Raw genomic sequence first — 15342 nt, 5'->3', positions numbered from 1 at the left:
CCACACACACGAAGGGATCCACCATGACCAGCATGTACGTCCGCCTCAGCATCGCCCTGAGCATGGGCCTCAGCGCGCTCACCGGCCGTCTGGACTCGCGCCGCGACCGCGGCGCCACCGCCGTCGAGTACGGCCTCCTCGTCGGCCTCATCGCCGTGGCCATCATCGCCACCCTGCTGCTGCTCGGCCCGCGCCTGAACGCCCTCTTCGTCCGGGTGCTCAACGGCCTCCCCGCCGCCTGAGCCGAGCTCCTTCGACACCCCTTCCCGGTGCAGCGGTCCGCTCGACCGCTGCACCGGGACCCCTGCCGGGAGGAGGCGCAGGATGGGACGCACCGATCGTGAACGTGGCGCTGCCGCTGTCGAGTTCGCCCTCGTGGTGCCGCTGCTGCTCCTGCTGGTGGTGGGCATCGCGGAGTTCGGCCGGGCCTACAACGCCCAGACGACCCTCTCCGGCGCCGCCCGCGAGGGGGTCCGGGTGATGGCCCTGCACGACGACGCCGCCGCCGCCCGGACCGCCACCCAGGCCGCGGCCAGCCCGCTGGTGCTGAGCAGCTCCCAGATCAGCGTCTCCCCCACCAGCTGCGCCTCCAGCAGCGCGACCGACAGCACGGCGACGGTGCGGATCACGTACCCGCTGGACTTCGTCGGCGGCTTCTTCGGGGCCTCGGTCACCCTCACCGGGAAGGCGGTCATGCGGTGCAACGGATGAGCCGGCCGTCCCGCTCCGGGACCGCCCACGACGAGCGCGGCGCGGTCAACGTGGTCGTGGCCCTGCTGATGATCCCCTTGATCGGGTTCGCCGCCATCGCCATCGACGTGTCCGCCATGTGGTCGGAGCGACAGCAGCTGCAGACCGGCGCCGACGCCTCGGCCCTGGCCATCGCCCAGGACTGCGCGCGGCAGGCCTGCGGCACCCCGTCGGCCACCGCCAGCAGCCTCACCTCGGCCAACTTCATCGCCGGGACCGCCTCGGCGCAGGTGCTCACCCCGGCCCTGAGCTCCGCCACCGGTCGGGTCACGGTCCGCACCAGCACCGTGACCCAGCACGTCTTCGCCCCGCTGCTGGGCTTCGACCAGGCCGACCTCAGCGCCCGGGCCACCGTCCGGTGGGGTTCGCCCACCGGCGGGAGCGCGGTCCTCCCACTGGCCTTCGGCTGGTGCGAGTTCGAGCAGCAGACCGGGGGCGGACTGCCCTCGAGCACCACGCGTCACACGATCTTCCAGACGAAGACCTCCGACACCGGGTGCACCGGGCCGTCGGGCAACCTCGTCCCGGGCGGTTTCGGCTGGTTGCGCACCGACCCCGGCACCTGTCGAGCCAGCAGCACCATCTCGATGGACGTGCCCACCGACCCGGGCAGCTCCGTCCCCAGCACCTGCACGAGCGCCGACCTCGTCGGGATGCTCGACACCACCGTGCTGCTGCCCATCTTCGACCGGTACCAGGGCACCGGCTCGAGTGCGACCTACCACGTCTACGCCTACGCCGCCTTCCGGGTGACCGCCTACCACTTCGGCGGCCAGAACTCCTACGGGAGTCCCTGCAACGGCAACGACCGCTGCATCCGCGGCTACTTCACCACGATGGTCGAGCTCGACGACGCGTTCGAGTACTCCACGACCGCACCCCAGCTGGGCGCGTCCATCGTCTCCCTCACCGACTGACCAGAGAGCCCACCATGAGACGTCGAGTCGTCGCCGCGGTCGTCGCGGTCCTCCTGGCCGCCGTGGGCGGTGTGCTGGTGCTCGCCTACGCCAGCACCGCCGACCAGCGGGCTCTCGCGGGGATGCAGACCGTGGACGTCCTGGTCACCACCGCGACGGTCCCGCAGGACACCGCCGCGGAGGACCTGCGCGACCTGGTCCGGCTCCAGCAGCTCCCCGCGATGGCCGTCCCCGACGGTGCGCTGTCCACCCTGGCGGAGGTGCAAGGCCTGGTCACCTCCACCGAGCTGCAGCCCGGGGAGCAGGTGCTGGCCGCCCGCTTCGCCGACCCGGCCGCGCAGGCCCAGCAGTCCGAGGTGGAGGTGCCGCAGGGTCTGCAGCAGGTGTCGGTCCTGCTCGACCCGCAGCGCGTGGTCGGCGGCGAGGTCGCCCCCGGGGACCTGGTCGGCGTGCTGATCAGCCTCGACGAGCCGGCCCGCACCCACCTGGCGCTGCAGGAGGTGCTGGTCACCCGCGTCCAGGGTGGCTACGCACCCCCGGCCGACGGGGAGGCCGAGGAGGCCGCCGCGGAGGACGCCGCCCCGCTGCCCGAGTCCAGCCTGCTGGTCACGCTGGCCGTGGACGGCGGGCAGACCGAGCGTCTGGTCTTCGGCGCCGAGCACGGCACCGTGTGGCTGTCCCTGCAGGACGAGGACGTCGACCAGTCCGACACCGACGTCATCACCGACGAGGAGGTGTACGAGTGAGCCGCATCCTGCTGGTCAGCCCGTCCGAGGAGCTCGAGCAGCGGGTCCACCAGGCCACCGGCGGCGCCTTCCTGCCGCTGCGCGCTGCTGAGGTCCCGGCCGACGCCGGGCAGCTGTTCGCCCAGCTCGGCGGCGCGCCGGCCCCGGACGTCGTCGTCCTCGACCTGCGTCCCGACCCGGCCCAGGCCGTCGCCCTGGCGGGTCGGCTGGCCCAGCAGTGCCCGCAGATCAGCGTCGTGCTGGTGGGCGACCAGGGGCCGGAGACGGCGCTGGCGGCACTGCGCGCCGGCGTCCGCGACCTGCTGCCGGCCGAGGCCGGGCCCGCCGAGATCAAGCTGGCCCTGGAGCTGGCCGCGAGGTCGGCGGCCGCCCGGGCCAGCGTCGCGGCCGCCGGGTCCGCCTCCTCGCACACCGCCGCCGGTCGCGTGATCAGCGTCGTGTCGCCCAAGGGCGGCGTGGGCAAGACCACGGTCGCGGCCAACCTGGCCGTCGGGCTGGCCCAGCGGTTCCCCAGCACGGTCGTGCTGGTCGACCTGGACATCCAGTTCGGTGACGTCTCCAGCGCCCTGGACCTCGAGCCGGAGTACTTCCTGGTCGACACCGTGCGCGGCGCGGCCAGCACGGACTCCATGGTGCTGAAGACCGTCCTGACGCGCCACAGCACCGGCCTCTACGTCATCTGCGCACCCGACTCCCCCGCCGACGCGGACACGATCACCGAGGGGGACGTCGCCCGGCTGCTGCAGATGCTGGCCGCGGAGTTCCGCTACGTGGTGGTCGACACCGCCCCCGGGCTGTCGGAGCACACCCTCGCGGCGCTGGACCAGACCACCGACCTGCTGCTGCTCACCAGCATGGACGTCCCGGGCGTGCGCGGGATGCGCAAGGAGCTGGACACCCTGCGCAAGCTGGAGCTGCTGCCGTCCTCGCACCACGTCGTGCTCAACTTCGCCGACCCCAGGAGCCTGCTCACGATCGCCGACGTCGAGTTCACCATCGGCACCGGCGTCGACGTCCAGCTGCCGCGCTCGAAGGCCGTCCCGGACTCCGTCGACCAGGGCGTGCCCCTGCTGCAGAGCGGTCGCCGCGACCCCATGACCAAGCAGCTGTCCGCACTGGTGGACCGGTTCGTGGGGGCGGACGGTGCAGCGGTGCCGCCGGGACCCGAGGCCACCGGCTCCTACCCGACCAAGAAGCCCAAGGTGCCGCCCCGCCGTGCCGCCTCGCGCTGGCGCCGGACCAGGACGGCGGTGGCCTGATGAAGCTCTCCGACCGGCTCCGCGGCACGACCGCGCCGGCCCACCCCACGAACCTCGTGCCGACGGAGGGGGCGACGGCCGAGCCGGCACCTGCCCCGCCCGAGGCGGGCACGTCACCACCACGGGCCCCCCAGCCGACGACCTCCGCCCCCGCCCAGCCGTCGGCGGCCGGCGACGCCCTGGGCAAGCTCAAGAACCGGGCGGCCGAGGAGCTCTTCTCCCGGATCGGCGGGCGGCTCAACGACCCCTCGCTCAGCGAGCACCAGCTGCACTCCCTGGTGCGCACCGAGCTGGCCCGCGTCGTCGAGGAGGAGAAGGTCCCGCTCAGCGGGGAGCAGCGGCAGCGGCTGATCTCCGACGTCCAGGACGAGGTGCTGGGCCACGGGCCGCTGCAGCGGCTGCTGGACGACCCGACGGTCACCGAGATCATGGTCAACGGCCCGGACGCGGTCTACGTCGAGCAGAACGGCAAGCTGACCAGGGCCGGCGTGCGGTTCGCCTCCGAGGAGCACCTGCGCCGGGTGATCGAGCGCATCGTGTCCCGGGTCGGGCGGCGGATCGACGAGTCCTCCCCGCTCGTGGACGCCCGCCTCGCCGACGGCTCCCGGGTCAACGCGGTGATCCCGCCGCTGGCCTTCAACGGCTCGTCGCTGACCATCCGCAAGTTCGCCAAGGACCCGTTCAAGGTGCAGGACCTGATCGGCTTCGGCACCCTCACCCCCGAGATGGCGGAGCTGCTGCAGGCCTGCGTGCAGGCCCGGCTCAACATCATCGTCTCCGGCGGCACCGGCAGCGGGAAGACCACCCTGCTCAACGTGCTCTCCTCCTTCATCCCCCAGGGCGAGCGGATCGTCACCATCGAGGACGCCGTCGAGCTGCAGCTGCAGCAGGAGCACCTGGTCCGGCTGGAGAGCCGCCCGCCCAACATCGAGGGCCGCGGCGAGGTCACCATCCGCGACCTGGTCCGCAACTCCCTGCGGATGCGACCGGACCGGATCGTGGTGGGCGAGGTCCGCAGCGGGGAGTGCCTGGACATGCTGCAGGCCATGAACACCGGTCACGACGGGTCGCTGTCCACCGTGCACGCCAACTCCCCCCGTGACGCGATCGCGCGGATGGAGACCCTGGTGCTGATGGCTGGCATGGACCTGCCCCTGCGAGCCATCCGGGAGCAGATCGCCTCGGCGGTCGACGTCATCATCCAGCTCTCCCGCCTCCGCGACGGCACCCGGCGGGTCACGGCCGTCACCGAGGTGCAGGGCATGGAGGGCGAGACCGTCACCCTGCAGGACGCCTTCCTGTTCGACTACTCCGCGGGCGTCGACGCCAGTGGGCGGTTCCTCGGTCGCCCGGTGCCCACCGGGGTCCGGCCACGGTTCACCGACCGCTTCGACGAGCTGGGCATCTCCGTCTCCCCGCGGGTCTTCGGCGCCCCCGACACCCGGTACCGGCGGTGACCCCCGGGCACCTGCTGGTGGCCGGTGTGCTGGCCTGCGCCCTCGGCGTCCTGACGCTGGTCTACCTCCTGGTGGCGCCGGGGCCGACGCGGTTGCCGCTCTCCCGCCGGCGACCGGGAGCCGCCCCGCCACCCGGGCTGCTGACCACCGGCGCGGCCAAGGCCGCCACCCTCGTCGAGGGGCCGTTGAACCGCGGCGACCGCGGCCGGGCCGGTGCCGCCGCGCTGGAGCAGGCCGGCCTCAAGATGCGGCAGCAGGACTTCGTGCTCTGGGTCGTCGGTGCGGCCGTGCTCGCCCTGGGGCTGGGCACGGTGGCGGTGCACCTGCTGGTCGGGGTGCTGATGGCCCTGGCCGTGCCGCTGCTGGCCAAGATCTACCTGGGCCTCCGCACCGGGCGTCGGCAGAAGGCCTTCGCCAACCAGCTGGAGGACTCGCTGCAGCTGCTGGCCAGCAGCCTCCGGGCCGGTTACAGCCTGCTGCAGTCGCTGGACTCGGTGTCGCGGGAGGCGGAGGAGCCCACCTCGGAGGAGTTCGCCCGCATCATCAACGAGACCCGGGTGGGCCGCGAGGTGGGCAGGGCCCTGGAGGAGGCAGCCGCACGGATGCGCAGCGACGACTTCGCCTGGGTCACCCAGGCCATCGCCATCAACCGCGAGGTCGGCGGCAACCTGGCCGAGGTGCTGGACGGGGTGGGTCACACCATCCGCGAGCGCAACCAGATCCGTCGCCAGGTGCAGGCGCTGAGCGCCGAGGGCAAGCTGTCGGCCTACGTGCTGATGGGGCTGCCCGTCGGCATCACCCTGTTCCTCGGCGTGACCAACCCCGGCTACGTCCTCGCCTTCACCCAGAGCCTCGCCGGCTACGGCCTGATCGTCCTCAGCGTGGTGCTGATGGTCGTCGGCGCGCTGTGGATGCGCAAAGTCGTCAGCTTCAGGTTCTGAGCCAGGAGATCCGGTGCCCCCTCTCGTCCTCGCCGCCGCCGCAGCCACCAGCCTGTCGCTGGGCCTGCTCGCCTGGACCCTGCTCGCAGGTCCTGACCGACGCCGTCAGCTGGCGCTGGCCAGCCTCCAGCGCGGTCGGCCCACCCCCGCCGAGGACGCCGGGGCCGGCGGAGCCGGGGGCGCGGCCCAGCCGGACGGCAGGGTCCGGCTGGCCCGCCGGCTGACGCCGGCCGGCACGCTCGCCCGGCTCGAGCGCCTGCTGTCTCGGGCCGGACGACCCGCCGCGTGGCCGCTGGAGCGGGTCATCGTGGTCAAGCTGGGGCTCCCGGTGGCGTCGGCGGTGCTGTGGCTGCTCGCCCTCGGCGCCAGTCCCAGCCTGCTGCTGGTGCTGCTCGCCGTGGTGGTGACGGTGGTGTGCTGGTTCGTGCCGGACCTGCTGCTGCACAGCCGCGGTCAGGAGCGCAGCCAGCAGATCACCCTCGAGCTGGCCGACACCCTGGACCAGATGACCATCGCGGTGGAGGCCGGGCTGGGCTTCGACTCGGCCATGGCCCGCGCCGGGCGCAACGGGAAGGGCCCTCTGGCCGAGGAGCTGGTACGGACGCTGCAGGACGTCCAGATGGGTCGTTCCCGGCGTGAGGCCTACCAGGCCCTGGCTGCCCGCACCGACGCACCGGACCTGCGACGCTTCATCCGTGCCGTCATCCAGGCCGACGCCTACGGGGTCTCGATCGCCGACGTGCTGCGGACCCAGGCCGCCGAGATGCGGATGAAGCGGCGCCAGCGGGCGGAGGAGAAGGCCATGCAGATCCCGGTGAAGGTCATCTTCCCGCTGATGCTGTGCATCCTGCCCGTGCTGTTCATCGTGCTCCTCGGGCCGGCGGCCCTCAGCATGGTCGCCGCGTTCCGGTGACCGTGGGAGCGCTGGGAGTGGCGCTCACCGCCGTCGCCTGCGGGGTCGCCGCCCTGCTGCTGCAGCCGTGGGCGCGCTCGCTCGCCGGCACCGACTCCCGGTGGCTCCGTCGTCGCGTCACCACCCCTCTCGCCGCCGTGGGTGGGGCCGGCGCCGCCGTGCTGGCCAGCAGCCGGCCCGAGCTGGTCGTGTTCGCCCTGCTGGCCGTGGGCGCGGCCCTGCTGGTGGTGGTCGACCTCGCGGTCCTCCGGCTCCCTGACGCGGTGGTGGCACCGATGTACCTGGTGCTCGGGGTCGGCCTCGCCTCCTCCGCGCTGCTGACCGGAGGGTGGGGCGACCTGGCCCGGGCCGCCCTCTCCGCCGGGCTCCTGGTCCTGGTCTACCTCGCCCTGGCCCTGGCGGCCCCGTCGAACCTGGGGCTCGGCGACGTCAAGCTCTCCGGGGTGGTGGGGGGCTTCCTCGGGTGGCTGGGCTGGTCCGAGCTGGTGCTCGGCGGCCTGGCCGCCTTCGCGGTGAGCGCGGTGGTGGCCCTGGTCCTGCTCCTTCTCCGCCGCGCCACCCGCGACAGCGCGTTCCCGTTCGGTCCCTGCATGGTGCTCGGTGCGGTGGCAGGAGCCGCCTGGGGACCGGTCGTCCTCCCGGCCTTCGCCTGACGGGCAGCCGATCCCGGGTCCGGACCGCCGGCCGAGCCGCTGGCATACCGTGTCCTCCTGGTGCCACCACGGTGTGGTGGTGGCCCTCGGCAGGAGGAGGACCACCATGGCCCCGCGTCACCCCCGTGTGCTCGCCCTGGTGCTCGCCGGTGGACGCGGCGGCCGGCTGGCCCCGCTCACCGACCACCGGGCCAAGCCCGCGCTGCCGCTGGCCGGCAGCCACCGGCTGGTCGACGTGGTGCTCTCCAACCTCACCCACTCCGGCATCAGCGACGTGTGGGTGGTGGAGCAGTACCTCCCGCACTCCCTCAACGACCACCTGGCCAACGGCCGGCCCTGGGACCTGGACCGCACCCGTGGCGGTCTGGTGGTGCTGCCGCCCTACCAGGGCACCGAGGGCGAGGGCTTCGCCGACGGCAACGCCGACGCGCTGGCCCGCCAGGCCCCGCTGGTCGCCGAGGCCGACCCGGACCTGGTGCTGGTGACCTCCGCCGACCACCTCTACACCCTGGACTTCCGCGAGGTGGTCGACACCCACCTCGAGGCCGGCGCGGACCTGACCATGGTGACCACCCGCGAGGCCCCCGACCCGTCCCAGCACGGGGTGGTCGAGGTCGAGGACGGCCGCGTCACCGGGTTCGCCTACAAGCCCGAGCGACCCGCCTCGGACGTGGTGGCCACGGAGGTGTTCCTCTACGACACCCGCGTCCTGCTCGCGGCCGTCGAGACCCTGGTGGAGTCCGGGACCGAGCTGGGCGACTACGGCGACAGCCTCGTGCCGTACCTGCTGGCGCACCACACGGTGGTGGAGCACCGGCTGCCCGGCTACTGGCGCGACCTGGGCACGGTGCCGAGCTACCACCAGGCCCACCAGGACCTGCTGGCCGGGCGCGGGGTCGAGCTGGGCGACCCCCGCTGGCCGGTCCTGACCTCGGTGACCGACCCGCGTCCGGTCCGGGTCGAGCAGGCGACGGAGCTGAGGCGGTCCCTGCTCGGTGGCGGCGCCCAGGTGTCGGGCACGGTCCGCGACAGCGTGGTCGGGCAGGGCTGCGTGCTCGAACCCGGGTGCGTGGTCGAGGACGCCGTGCTGCTGGACGGGGTGGTGGTCCGCTCCGGGGTGACCGTGCGCCGCGCCGTGGTGGACTCCGGCGCCGTGCTCACCGAGGACAGGGTCGGCGGGGACGAGGTGCTGGTCGTCGACCGCGACGGCGAGCCGGTCCGCTGAGCTCAGTCGAAGAGGTCCCCGGCCAGGAACCAGCCCCAGTCCACCTCGGTGAGCCCGTGCCCGCCGGTGCGCAGGTGGTAGCTCATCGCGGGCCCCCGCACCGGGACGTCGGCGGACGGCGGCCAGGTCGTCGAGGGCAGCCCGGTGTCGGCCAGGCCGTAGAGCCCGTAGACCGGTGCCGCCGCGACGTAGGCCAGGAACTCACCTTCCGGGTCGGCGTTCGCGTCCTCGGTGGCGCTGGTGACGTAGAGGCGGCGCGGGGCGACCAGGGCCATCAGCTGGTGCTGGTCGACCGGCAGCGCCTCCTCCCGGCCGGCGTAGGAGGCGTAGACCTCGGAGAACCAGTGCGGGAACGTCGAGGTGATCTTGGCGACGTCCTCGGCCCGGCCGTCGTCGCCCTTGCCGCGCCGGGCCAGCTTGGAGCCGGTGGAGCCGGAGTCGTTGGTGATCACGGTGACGAACCGCTGGTCCAGCCCCCCGGCCAGCAGGGACGCCTTGCCGCTGCGGGAGTGCCCGATCAGGGCGATCCGGGCGGGGTCGAGGTCGGGGTCCTCGCTGAGGTGGTCCATCACCCGGCTGGCCGCCCAGGCCCAGGCCGCGATCGCCCGTCCGGCGGTGGGGGGCAGCGGCGCGGACGGGTCGGAGAAGAGGTCGATCACGCCCTCGCGGTAGCGGGCGGGGTCGTCGGGGGCGACCTCCTTGGCGTCGAAGACGGCCAGCGCGTAGCCGGCGCGGTTGATCGTCCGCACCGGCAGGTAGGGGGTGTCCTGCTCGGGGTCGTCGGTGGCCGCGCCGCGGTGGTCGATCAGCAGGAAGGTGCCGCGCACCTCGCCGGTCGGCACGAAGACCCGGGTGAGCCAGCTGCCGCTGCCGAAGGGGCCGGTCACGTGGGTGGTGAGGTCCTTGCGGACGACGGTGGCGAACTGCTGCACCGAGACCTCCGCGGACTGCTCCTGCGGGCGGGGCAGCATCGTCCCGTGCACGTGCTGGGCGAACAGCTGCTGCAGCTCCGCCCGGCGGTGGGTCTCCCACAGCCGCGCCCGCCTCACCGGGGTGCCCCGCTCGAGGTGCAGCGGGTCGGGGTAGGGCTCGCCGTCGATGGTGATGGTGTGGCGCGGGCGTCGCGATCCGCCACCGAGGTCGGCGGGGGTCGCTCCCTGCGCCGTGGCGGGGAGGGCGCCGAGGGCGGGGCCCAGGGTCACCCCGCCCAGGGAGACGGCGGAGGCCGTCAGCAGCTGGCGGCGGGTGGGTCGTGCTCGGTCAGAGGGGGGCATGACGGTGCTCCTGGGCAACGGGGGGTGGTGCTTCGGATCACACCACGCTAGCCCTGCGTCCTCCTGCCGCGTCCTCCCCCACCCTCTCCTCGCCCACCGCTGCCGGTAGGGGCGTGCAGAACCGGTCGCTGAGCTGACGTCTCTCGACATACCTGGACCGCGGTCCGGTGGGCGACCGGTTGTGCCTGCCACGTCCACGGTGGTGACCCGGGCGGGCACCTCAGCCGGCGACGGCCTCGGCGTCGCGGAGGACGCGGACGGTGTTGCGCCAGGCCAGCTTCTCCAGGTCCTGACGGCTCCAGCCCTCCTCCCCCAGCCGCTCCAGCAACCGGGGGTACCCGCTGACGTCCTCCAGGCCGGCGGGCAGCTGGGCGCAGCCGTCGTAGTCCCCGCCCAGCCCGACGTGGTCGATGCCGGCGACCTCGCGGACGTGCTCGCAGTGGGCCACGACGTCCTCCAGGGTGGCGAGCGGGCGCGGGGTGGGCCAGCCGGACGTCCACCGCTCCCAGGTCGGGTCGTCCGCGGGGTCCTCCCCCGCCGCCAGCACGGCCGTCCGCACCTCCAGCACCCAGTCCCGGACCGGCTGGGCCACGAAGGAGGGCACGAAGGTGACCATGCAGGTGCCCCCGTTGCCGGCCAGCCGGGCGAGCACGTCGTCGGGCACGTTGCGGGGGTGGTCGCAGACGGCCCGGGCGCTGGAGTGGGAGAAGACCACCGGCGCGCGGGTGGTGTCCAGGGCGTCGTGCATGGTCGCGGCCGAGACGTGGGACAGGTCGACCAGCATGCCGATCCGGTTCATCTCCGCCACCACCTCGCGCCCGAACCGGGTGAGCCCGCCGTGGCGCGGCTCGTCGGTGGCCGAGTCGGCCCAGTCGGTGTTCTCGTTGTGGGTCAGCGTCAGGTAGCGGACGCCGAGACGCCGCAGGTCCCGCAGCACCGCCAGCGAGCCGTCCAGGCAGTGCCCGCCCTCCGCGCCGAGCAGGCTGGCCACCCGCCCGTCGTCGGTCCCCAGCACCTGCTCGAGCTCGTCGGCGTCGCGGACCAGGACCAGGGCCTCGGGGTGCTCGGCCGCCAGCTGGTGCACCCGGTCCACCTGCTCCAGCACGGCGAGCACCGCATCCGGTCCGGTGAAGGAGCATGGCACGAAGACCGACCAGAACTGCCCCCGCAGCCCGCCGGCGACCATCCGCGGCAGGTCGGTGTGGGTCCGCGGGTCGCCGGCGACCAGCTCCACCGGACTGGCCGGGTGACCCAGCTCGCGCATCCGCCAGGGCAGGTCGTTGTGGCCGTCGATCACCGGGATGCGCATGAGCACCATCCTCGCGGAGAAGTGCTCCTGAGCGCCCATCAGGCTCGCAGCGGACCTCTCGGGCTGTGGCGAGCAGGACCGGACGGACGGTTGACGCGTCGACCTAGGATCGGTGTGTGCAGATGACCCGGGTGGCCGCAGCGGTGGTGCTGCTGGCTGCCCTCGCGGCCTGCACCCCGGAGACGCCCGCAGATCCGCCGGCCCCGGCTGCCGCCCCCGCCGGCGTCCCGCTCGACCCCTCCCGTGAGTCGGGTCTCCCGCCCGCCGTCGGCTCGGACGTGATCGAGCTGGACGAGAACGGCGAGCTCGTCGTGCACCGCCTCGGCGACCGCTGACCGCACTCGTCCCCCCAGGCACCCGCCGGACGCAGCTGAGACGTCGTCGCCCGCGCACCTGACGTCCTGAGGCCTGCCCGCCTACCCGCCTGGCGTCTCACGCACCGCCCCGTCGGCGGGCACCGTGTCTCACCTGCTCCCCTGTCCCGCCCAGCGACTGCCCGGTGAACTCCCACGTCGCCCCCTCTTCGGGTACTTCGCCCCTTCTACAGACGGGGCGAGGTGATCGCAGAGGGGGCGACGTGGGCCTGACGGCGGGCCAGGGCGAAGGCCCGGTGCAGTCCTCCGGTGATGCCGTGGGGGCGCCAGAGGTCGGCCCAGACGAAACGCACCACCACCCACCCCAGCGCCCGGAAGGCGTCCTCGCGGACCTTCTCCGCCACCACCACGCTCGCGGCGCTCTCGCCCGCCGGCACCAGCGGTCCGTACTTGGTCCAGCCGTCGAACTCCGCCACGACCCCGCGGTCGGGCCAGGCGAAGTCGGCGTAGCCCACCGGGCGGCCGTCGCCGTCCCGGACCGGGAGCTGCAGGTGCGGACGCGGGAAGCCAGCCTCGACGATCCGGGCTCGCATGATGGACTCTGCCGGGCTCTCGGCCGCCGGGTCAGACTCCACCCGGACCCGGCGGGCCCGACGCACCCCCGGCCACCGGCGCATGCTGCGCAGCACCTCGTCCAGCTCCTCCCTCTCCAGACCCTCTCGCAGCGCGGCGTCCGACGCCGCCAGCCCCCAGTCGAAGCGCCCGTGGCGGGCGACGTCCACCACGGTGCGGGCCAGCGTGGTGACGGGGAGGCCGTCGATCTCGGTCACGTGGTCGTCGGGAAGCGGTGCCGCGACGGTGTGCACGGCACCGCGGGACCGTCCCGTGGTCGCAGGATCACGGGTGAGGTCGACGGTCGCCAGCGAGGCGTAGGGCACGGGTAGCCCGTGCAGCACCGCGGCCGAGGTGTGGCTCACCGCCGACCCGACCCGCAGCTGCGGCACGGTGGCCTCGACCAGACGCCGGTGCTGCAGCAGCCGGTCCGGTGGCCCGGCTTCCTGACCGGGTGGGTCCAGGACGTAGGCCCCGCGCCGCGGACGCACGATCTCCCCCGCCCGCACGGACCGCGCGAGCTCGGCCGACGTCCACCCTCGCGCCAGCAGCTCCCCTGTCAGGTGCACCTCCCCCATCCCGCCATCCCAGACCCTCCGGCCGCACTCCGGGCGCCCCGCACCCACATCTGTGCACAACGGACCGCCCCTCCCCGACGTTGCCCCGCCTACGAGCACGTTGCCCCGTCTATAGAGGGGGCTACGTACCCGTAGGCGGGGCACAGTGCGAGATAGGGGCGGTGGGGTGTGCGGCCCCAGCGGCGCGGACGTGGTCGCGCTCCCGGACCGTACCCATCCGCATCCGTGCACGACGCAGCCCCGCCCGGTTCGACGTTGCCCCACCTGCGGGCACGTTGCCCCGTCTATAGAGGGGGCTACGTACCCGTAGGCGGGGCAGAGTGCGAGATGGCGGCGGTCAGGTGTGCGGTGCTCGGAGGGCGCGGGCGTGGCCGCCGTGGGGTGCAGGCGGGGACGCCGTGGGGTGCGGGCGGGGACGCCACGAGGGCGGCTCCCCGGGTGGGGAACCGCCCTCGTGGGCGTTGCTACGAGCTGGGCGTGGGGCCTGGACTCAGAAGTCCATGCCGCCCATGCCACCGTCGCCACCGGCCGGGGCCGCGGAGGCCTTCTCCGGCTTGTCGGCGATGACGGCCTCGGTGGTGAGGAACAGCGCCGCGATGGAGGCGGCGTTCTGCAGCGCCGAGCGGGTGACCTTGGCCGGGTCGATGATGCCCGAGGCCACCATGTCGACGTACTCGCCCGTGGCCGCGTCCAGACCCTGGCCCGACGGCAGGCCGGCCACCTTTTCGACGACCACACCACCCTCGAGGCCGGCGTTGATCGCGATCTGGCGCAGCGGCGCGGCGCAGGCGGTGAACACGATGTTCGCGCCGATGGCCTCGTCACCGGTCAGGTCCAGCGAGGTGGCCTTGGACGCCTGCAGCAGGGCGACGCCACCACCGGCGACGATGCCCTCCTCGACGGCGGCCTTCGCGTTGCGGACGGCGTCCTCGATGCGGTGCTTGCGCTCCTTGAGCTCGACCTCGGTGGCCGCGCCGACCTTGATGACGGCCACGCCGCCGGCCAGCTTGGCCAGCCGCTCCTGCAGCTTCTCGCGGTCGTAGTCGGAGTCGGAGCGGTCGATCTCGCCACGGATCTGCGAGACCCGGCCGGCGATCTGGTCGGCGTCGCCGGCGCCGTCGATGATCGTGGTCTCGTCCTTGGTGACGACGACCTGGCGCGCCTGGCCCAGGTCCTCCAGGGTGACGGCGTCGAGCTTGAGGCCGATCTCCTCGCTGACGACCTGGCCACCGGTGAGGATGGCGATGTCGGCCAGCATGGCCTTGCGGCGGTCGCCGAAGCCCGGGGCCTTGACGGCGACGGACTTGAAGGTGCCGCGGATCTTGTTGACGATCAGGCCGGCGAGGGCCTCACCGTCGGTGTCCTCGGCGATGACGACGAGCGGCTTGCCCGACTGCATGACCTTCTCCAGGACCGGGAGCAGGTCCTTGAGGGTGGAGACCTTCGAGTTGGCGATGAGGATGTAGGGGTCGTCGAGGACCGTCTCCATGCGCTCGGCGTCGGTGACGAAGTAGTGGCTGGTGTAGCCCTTGTCGAACCGCATGCCCTCGGTGAGCTCGAGCTCCAGCCCGAAGGTGTTGGACTCGTCGACGGTGATGACGCCTTCCTTGCCGACCTTGTCCATCGCCTCGGCGATGATCTCACCGACCTGCGGGTCCGCGGCGGAGATGGAGGCCGTGGCCGCGATCTGCTCCTTGGTCTCGATCTCGGTGGCGGCCTCGGACAGCTTGGCGCTGATGGCGGCGACGGCCTTCTCGATGCCGCGCTTCAGACCCATCGGGTTCGCACCGGCGGTCACGTTGCGCAGGCCCTCGCGGACCATCGCCTGGGCCAGCACGGTGGCGGTGGTGGTGCCGTCGCCGGCGACGTCGTCGGTCTTCTTGGCGACCTCCTTGACGAGCTCGGCGCCGATCTTCTCGTACGGCTCCTCGAGCTCGATCTCCTTGGCGATGGAGACGCCGTCGTTGGTGATGGTGGGGGCGCCCCACTTCTTCTCCAGCACGACGTTGCGGCCCTTGGGACCGAGGGTGACCTTGACGGCGTCAGCGAGCTGGTTCATGCCCCGCTCGAGGCCGCGGCGTGCCTCGACGTTGAATTCAATGAGCTTTGCCATGTGTTCGGGGAGTCCTCCCGCGTCAGGGGCGCGCGGCCCCGTGGTTGATGGTCTGTCCTGCGTGCTCAGTCGACGCCAGTCGGTGCCCGCGACGGACGGGACCTGCACGAGGCCCCTCACCGGACTGACGGTGGCACTCGGGGTCGCCGAGTGCCAACTCATGTTTAGCACTCGACCATGGCGAGTGCAAGCAGAGGGCCGGGCCCGACCTCCTCGGACGCGGAGTGCGTCCGGCTGCTGTCAGGGTGCGGAACCACCGACGGCTCGGCGGTCCGGGCCGC

Annotated in this window: 15 protein-coding genes; 11 read left to right on the top strand and 4 right to left on the bottom strand. The window is 73.2% G+C overall.

Going from position 1 to position 15342, the window contains the following annotated elements:
- The first annotated feature begins 23 nt into the window (after nucleotides 1–23).
- The 10 genes from BLT52_RS09720 to BLT52_RS09675 all read left to right on the top strand — a co-directional run bounded on the left by BLT52_RS09720 (nucleotide 24) and on the right by BLT52_RS09675 (nucleotide 8861).
- Entirely contained in the window at nucleotides 24–242 is a 219-nt protein-coding gene (locus BLT52_RS09720) for a Flp family type IVb pilin (protein WP_090592798.1), read from the top strand.
- Nucleotides 243–324: 82 nt separating this feature from the next.
- Complete coding sequence (locus BLT52_RS09715) at nucleotides 325–711, top strand: TadE/TadG family type IV pilus assembly protein (RefSeq protein ID WP_090592795.1); 387 nt, start codon at nucleotides 325–327, stop codon at nucleotides 709–711.
- The gene (locus BLT52_RS09710; protein WP_090592794.1) at nucleotides 708–1667 is read left to right on the top strand and encodes a TadE/TadG family type IV pilus assembly protein; all 960 of its coding nucleotides are present in this window, start codon (nucleotides 708–710) and stop codon (nucleotides 1665–1667) included. Before BLT52_RS09715 ends, BLT52_RS09710 begins: the two co-directional genes overlap by 4 nt.
- Before the next feature lie 14 nt (nucleotides 1668–1681).
- On the top strand, nucleotides 1682–2413 hold the full coding sequence (gene cpaB, locus BLT52_RS09705; protein WP_090592791.1) for a Flp pilus assembly protein CpaB: 732 nt from the start codon (nucleotides 1682–1684) through the stop codon (nucleotides 2411–2413).
- Nucleotides 2410–3672 carry an AAA family ATPase gene (locus BLT52_RS09700; protein ID WP_090592788.1) on the top strand — a complete coding sequence of 421 codons (1263 nt, stop codon included), beginning with the start codon at nucleotides 2410–2412 and terminating at the stop codon, nucleotides 3670–3672. The genes cpaB and BLT52_RS09700 overlap by 4 nt, the downstream gene beginning before the upstream one ends.
- Nucleotides 3672–5129, top strand: coding sequence for a CpaF family protein (locus tag BLT52_RS09695; RefSeq protein WP_090592787.1), 1458 nt, complete (start codon nucleotides 3672–3674; stop codon nucleotides 5127–5129). Before BLT52_RS09700 ends, BLT52_RS09695 begins: the two co-directional genes overlap by 1 nt.
- Complete coding sequence (locus BLT52_RS09690) at nucleotides 5126–6070, top strand: type II secretion system F family protein (RefSeq protein WP_090592784.1); 945 nt, start codon at nucleotides 5126–5128, stop codon at nucleotides 6068–6070. Before BLT52_RS09695 ends, BLT52_RS09690 begins: the two co-directional genes overlap by 4 nt.
- A 13-nt stretch (nucleotides 6071–6083) precedes the next feature.
- On the top strand, nucleotides 6084–6983 hold the full coding sequence (locus BLT52_RS09685) for a type II secretion system F family protein (protein WP_090592782.1): 900 nt from the start codon (nucleotides 6084–6086) through the stop codon (nucleotides 6981–6983).
- On the top strand, nucleotides 6980–7636 hold the full coding sequence (locus BLT52_RS09680; RefSeq protein ID WP_197679274.1) for an A24 family peptidase: 657 nt from the start codon (nucleotides 6980–6982) through the stop codon (nucleotides 7634–7636). Before BLT52_RS09685 ends, BLT52_RS09680 begins: the two co-directional genes overlap by 4 nt.
- Nucleotides 7637–7742: 106 nt before the next feature.
- Nucleotides 7743–8861, top strand: coding sequence for a glucose-1-phosphate adenylyltransferase family protein (locus BLT52_RS09675; RefSeq protein WP_090592780.1), 1119 nt, complete (start codon nucleotides 7743–7745; stop codon nucleotides 8859–8861).
- A 2-nt stretch (nucleotides 8862–8863) separates the two neighbouring features.
- Here the strand turns inward: BLT52_RS09675 and BLT52_RS09670 are convergent, their stop codons facing one another.
- Together BLT52_RS09670 and BLT52_RS09665 are read right to left on the bottom strand one after the other, a co-directional pair.
- Nucleotides 8864–10135, bottom strand: coding sequence for a glucuronyl esterase domain-containing protein (locus tag BLT52_RS09670; RefSeq protein WP_197679273.1), 1272 nt, complete (start codon nucleotides 10133–10135; stop codon nucleotides 8864–8866).
- A 220-nt stretch (nucleotides 10136–10355) separates the two neighbouring features.
- Complete coding sequence (locus BLT52_RS09665) at nucleotides 10356–11444, bottom strand: dipeptidase (protein ID WP_231946579.1); 1089 nt, start codon at nucleotides 11442–11444, stop codon at nucleotides 10356–10358.
- A 116-nt stretch (nucleotides 11445–11560) separates the two neighbouring features.
- Between BLT52_RS09665 and BLT52_RS09660 the strand changes: the two genes are divergently transcribed.
- Nucleotides 11561–11779, top strand: coding sequence for a hypothetical protein (locus BLT52_RS09660; protein WP_090592777.1), 219 nt, complete (start codon nucleotides 11561–11563; stop codon nucleotides 11777–11779).
- Nucleotides 11780–11985: 206 nt separating this feature from the next.
- Here the strand turns inward: BLT52_RS09660 and BLT52_RS09655 are convergent, their stop codons facing one another.
- The gene (locus BLT52_RS09655; RefSeq protein WP_090592775.1) at nucleotides 11986–12948 is read right to left on the bottom strand and encodes a hypothetical protein; all 963 of its coding nucleotides are present in this window, start codon (nucleotides 12946–12948) and stop codon (nucleotides 11986–11988) included.
- Nucleotides 12949–13438: 490 nt separating this feature from the next.
- The gene (groL, locus tag BLT52_RS09650) at nucleotides 13439–15061 is read right to left on the bottom strand and encodes a chaperonin GroEL (protein WP_090592773.1); all 1623 of its coding nucleotides are present in this window, start codon (nucleotides 15059–15061) and stop codon (nucleotides 13439–13441) included.
- Nucleotides 15062–15342: the final 281 nt, after the last annotated feature.

Source organism: Auraticoccus monumenti, assembly GCF_900101785.1.
In the GTDB taxonomy this organism is placed as follows: Bacteria; Actinomycetota; Actinomycetes; order Propionibacteriales; family Propionibacteriaceae; genus Auraticoccus; species Auraticoccus monumenti.
The sequence above is the reverse complement of the archived record's forward strand: the minus strand, read 5'-3'. Positions and strand labels throughout refer to the sequence as shown.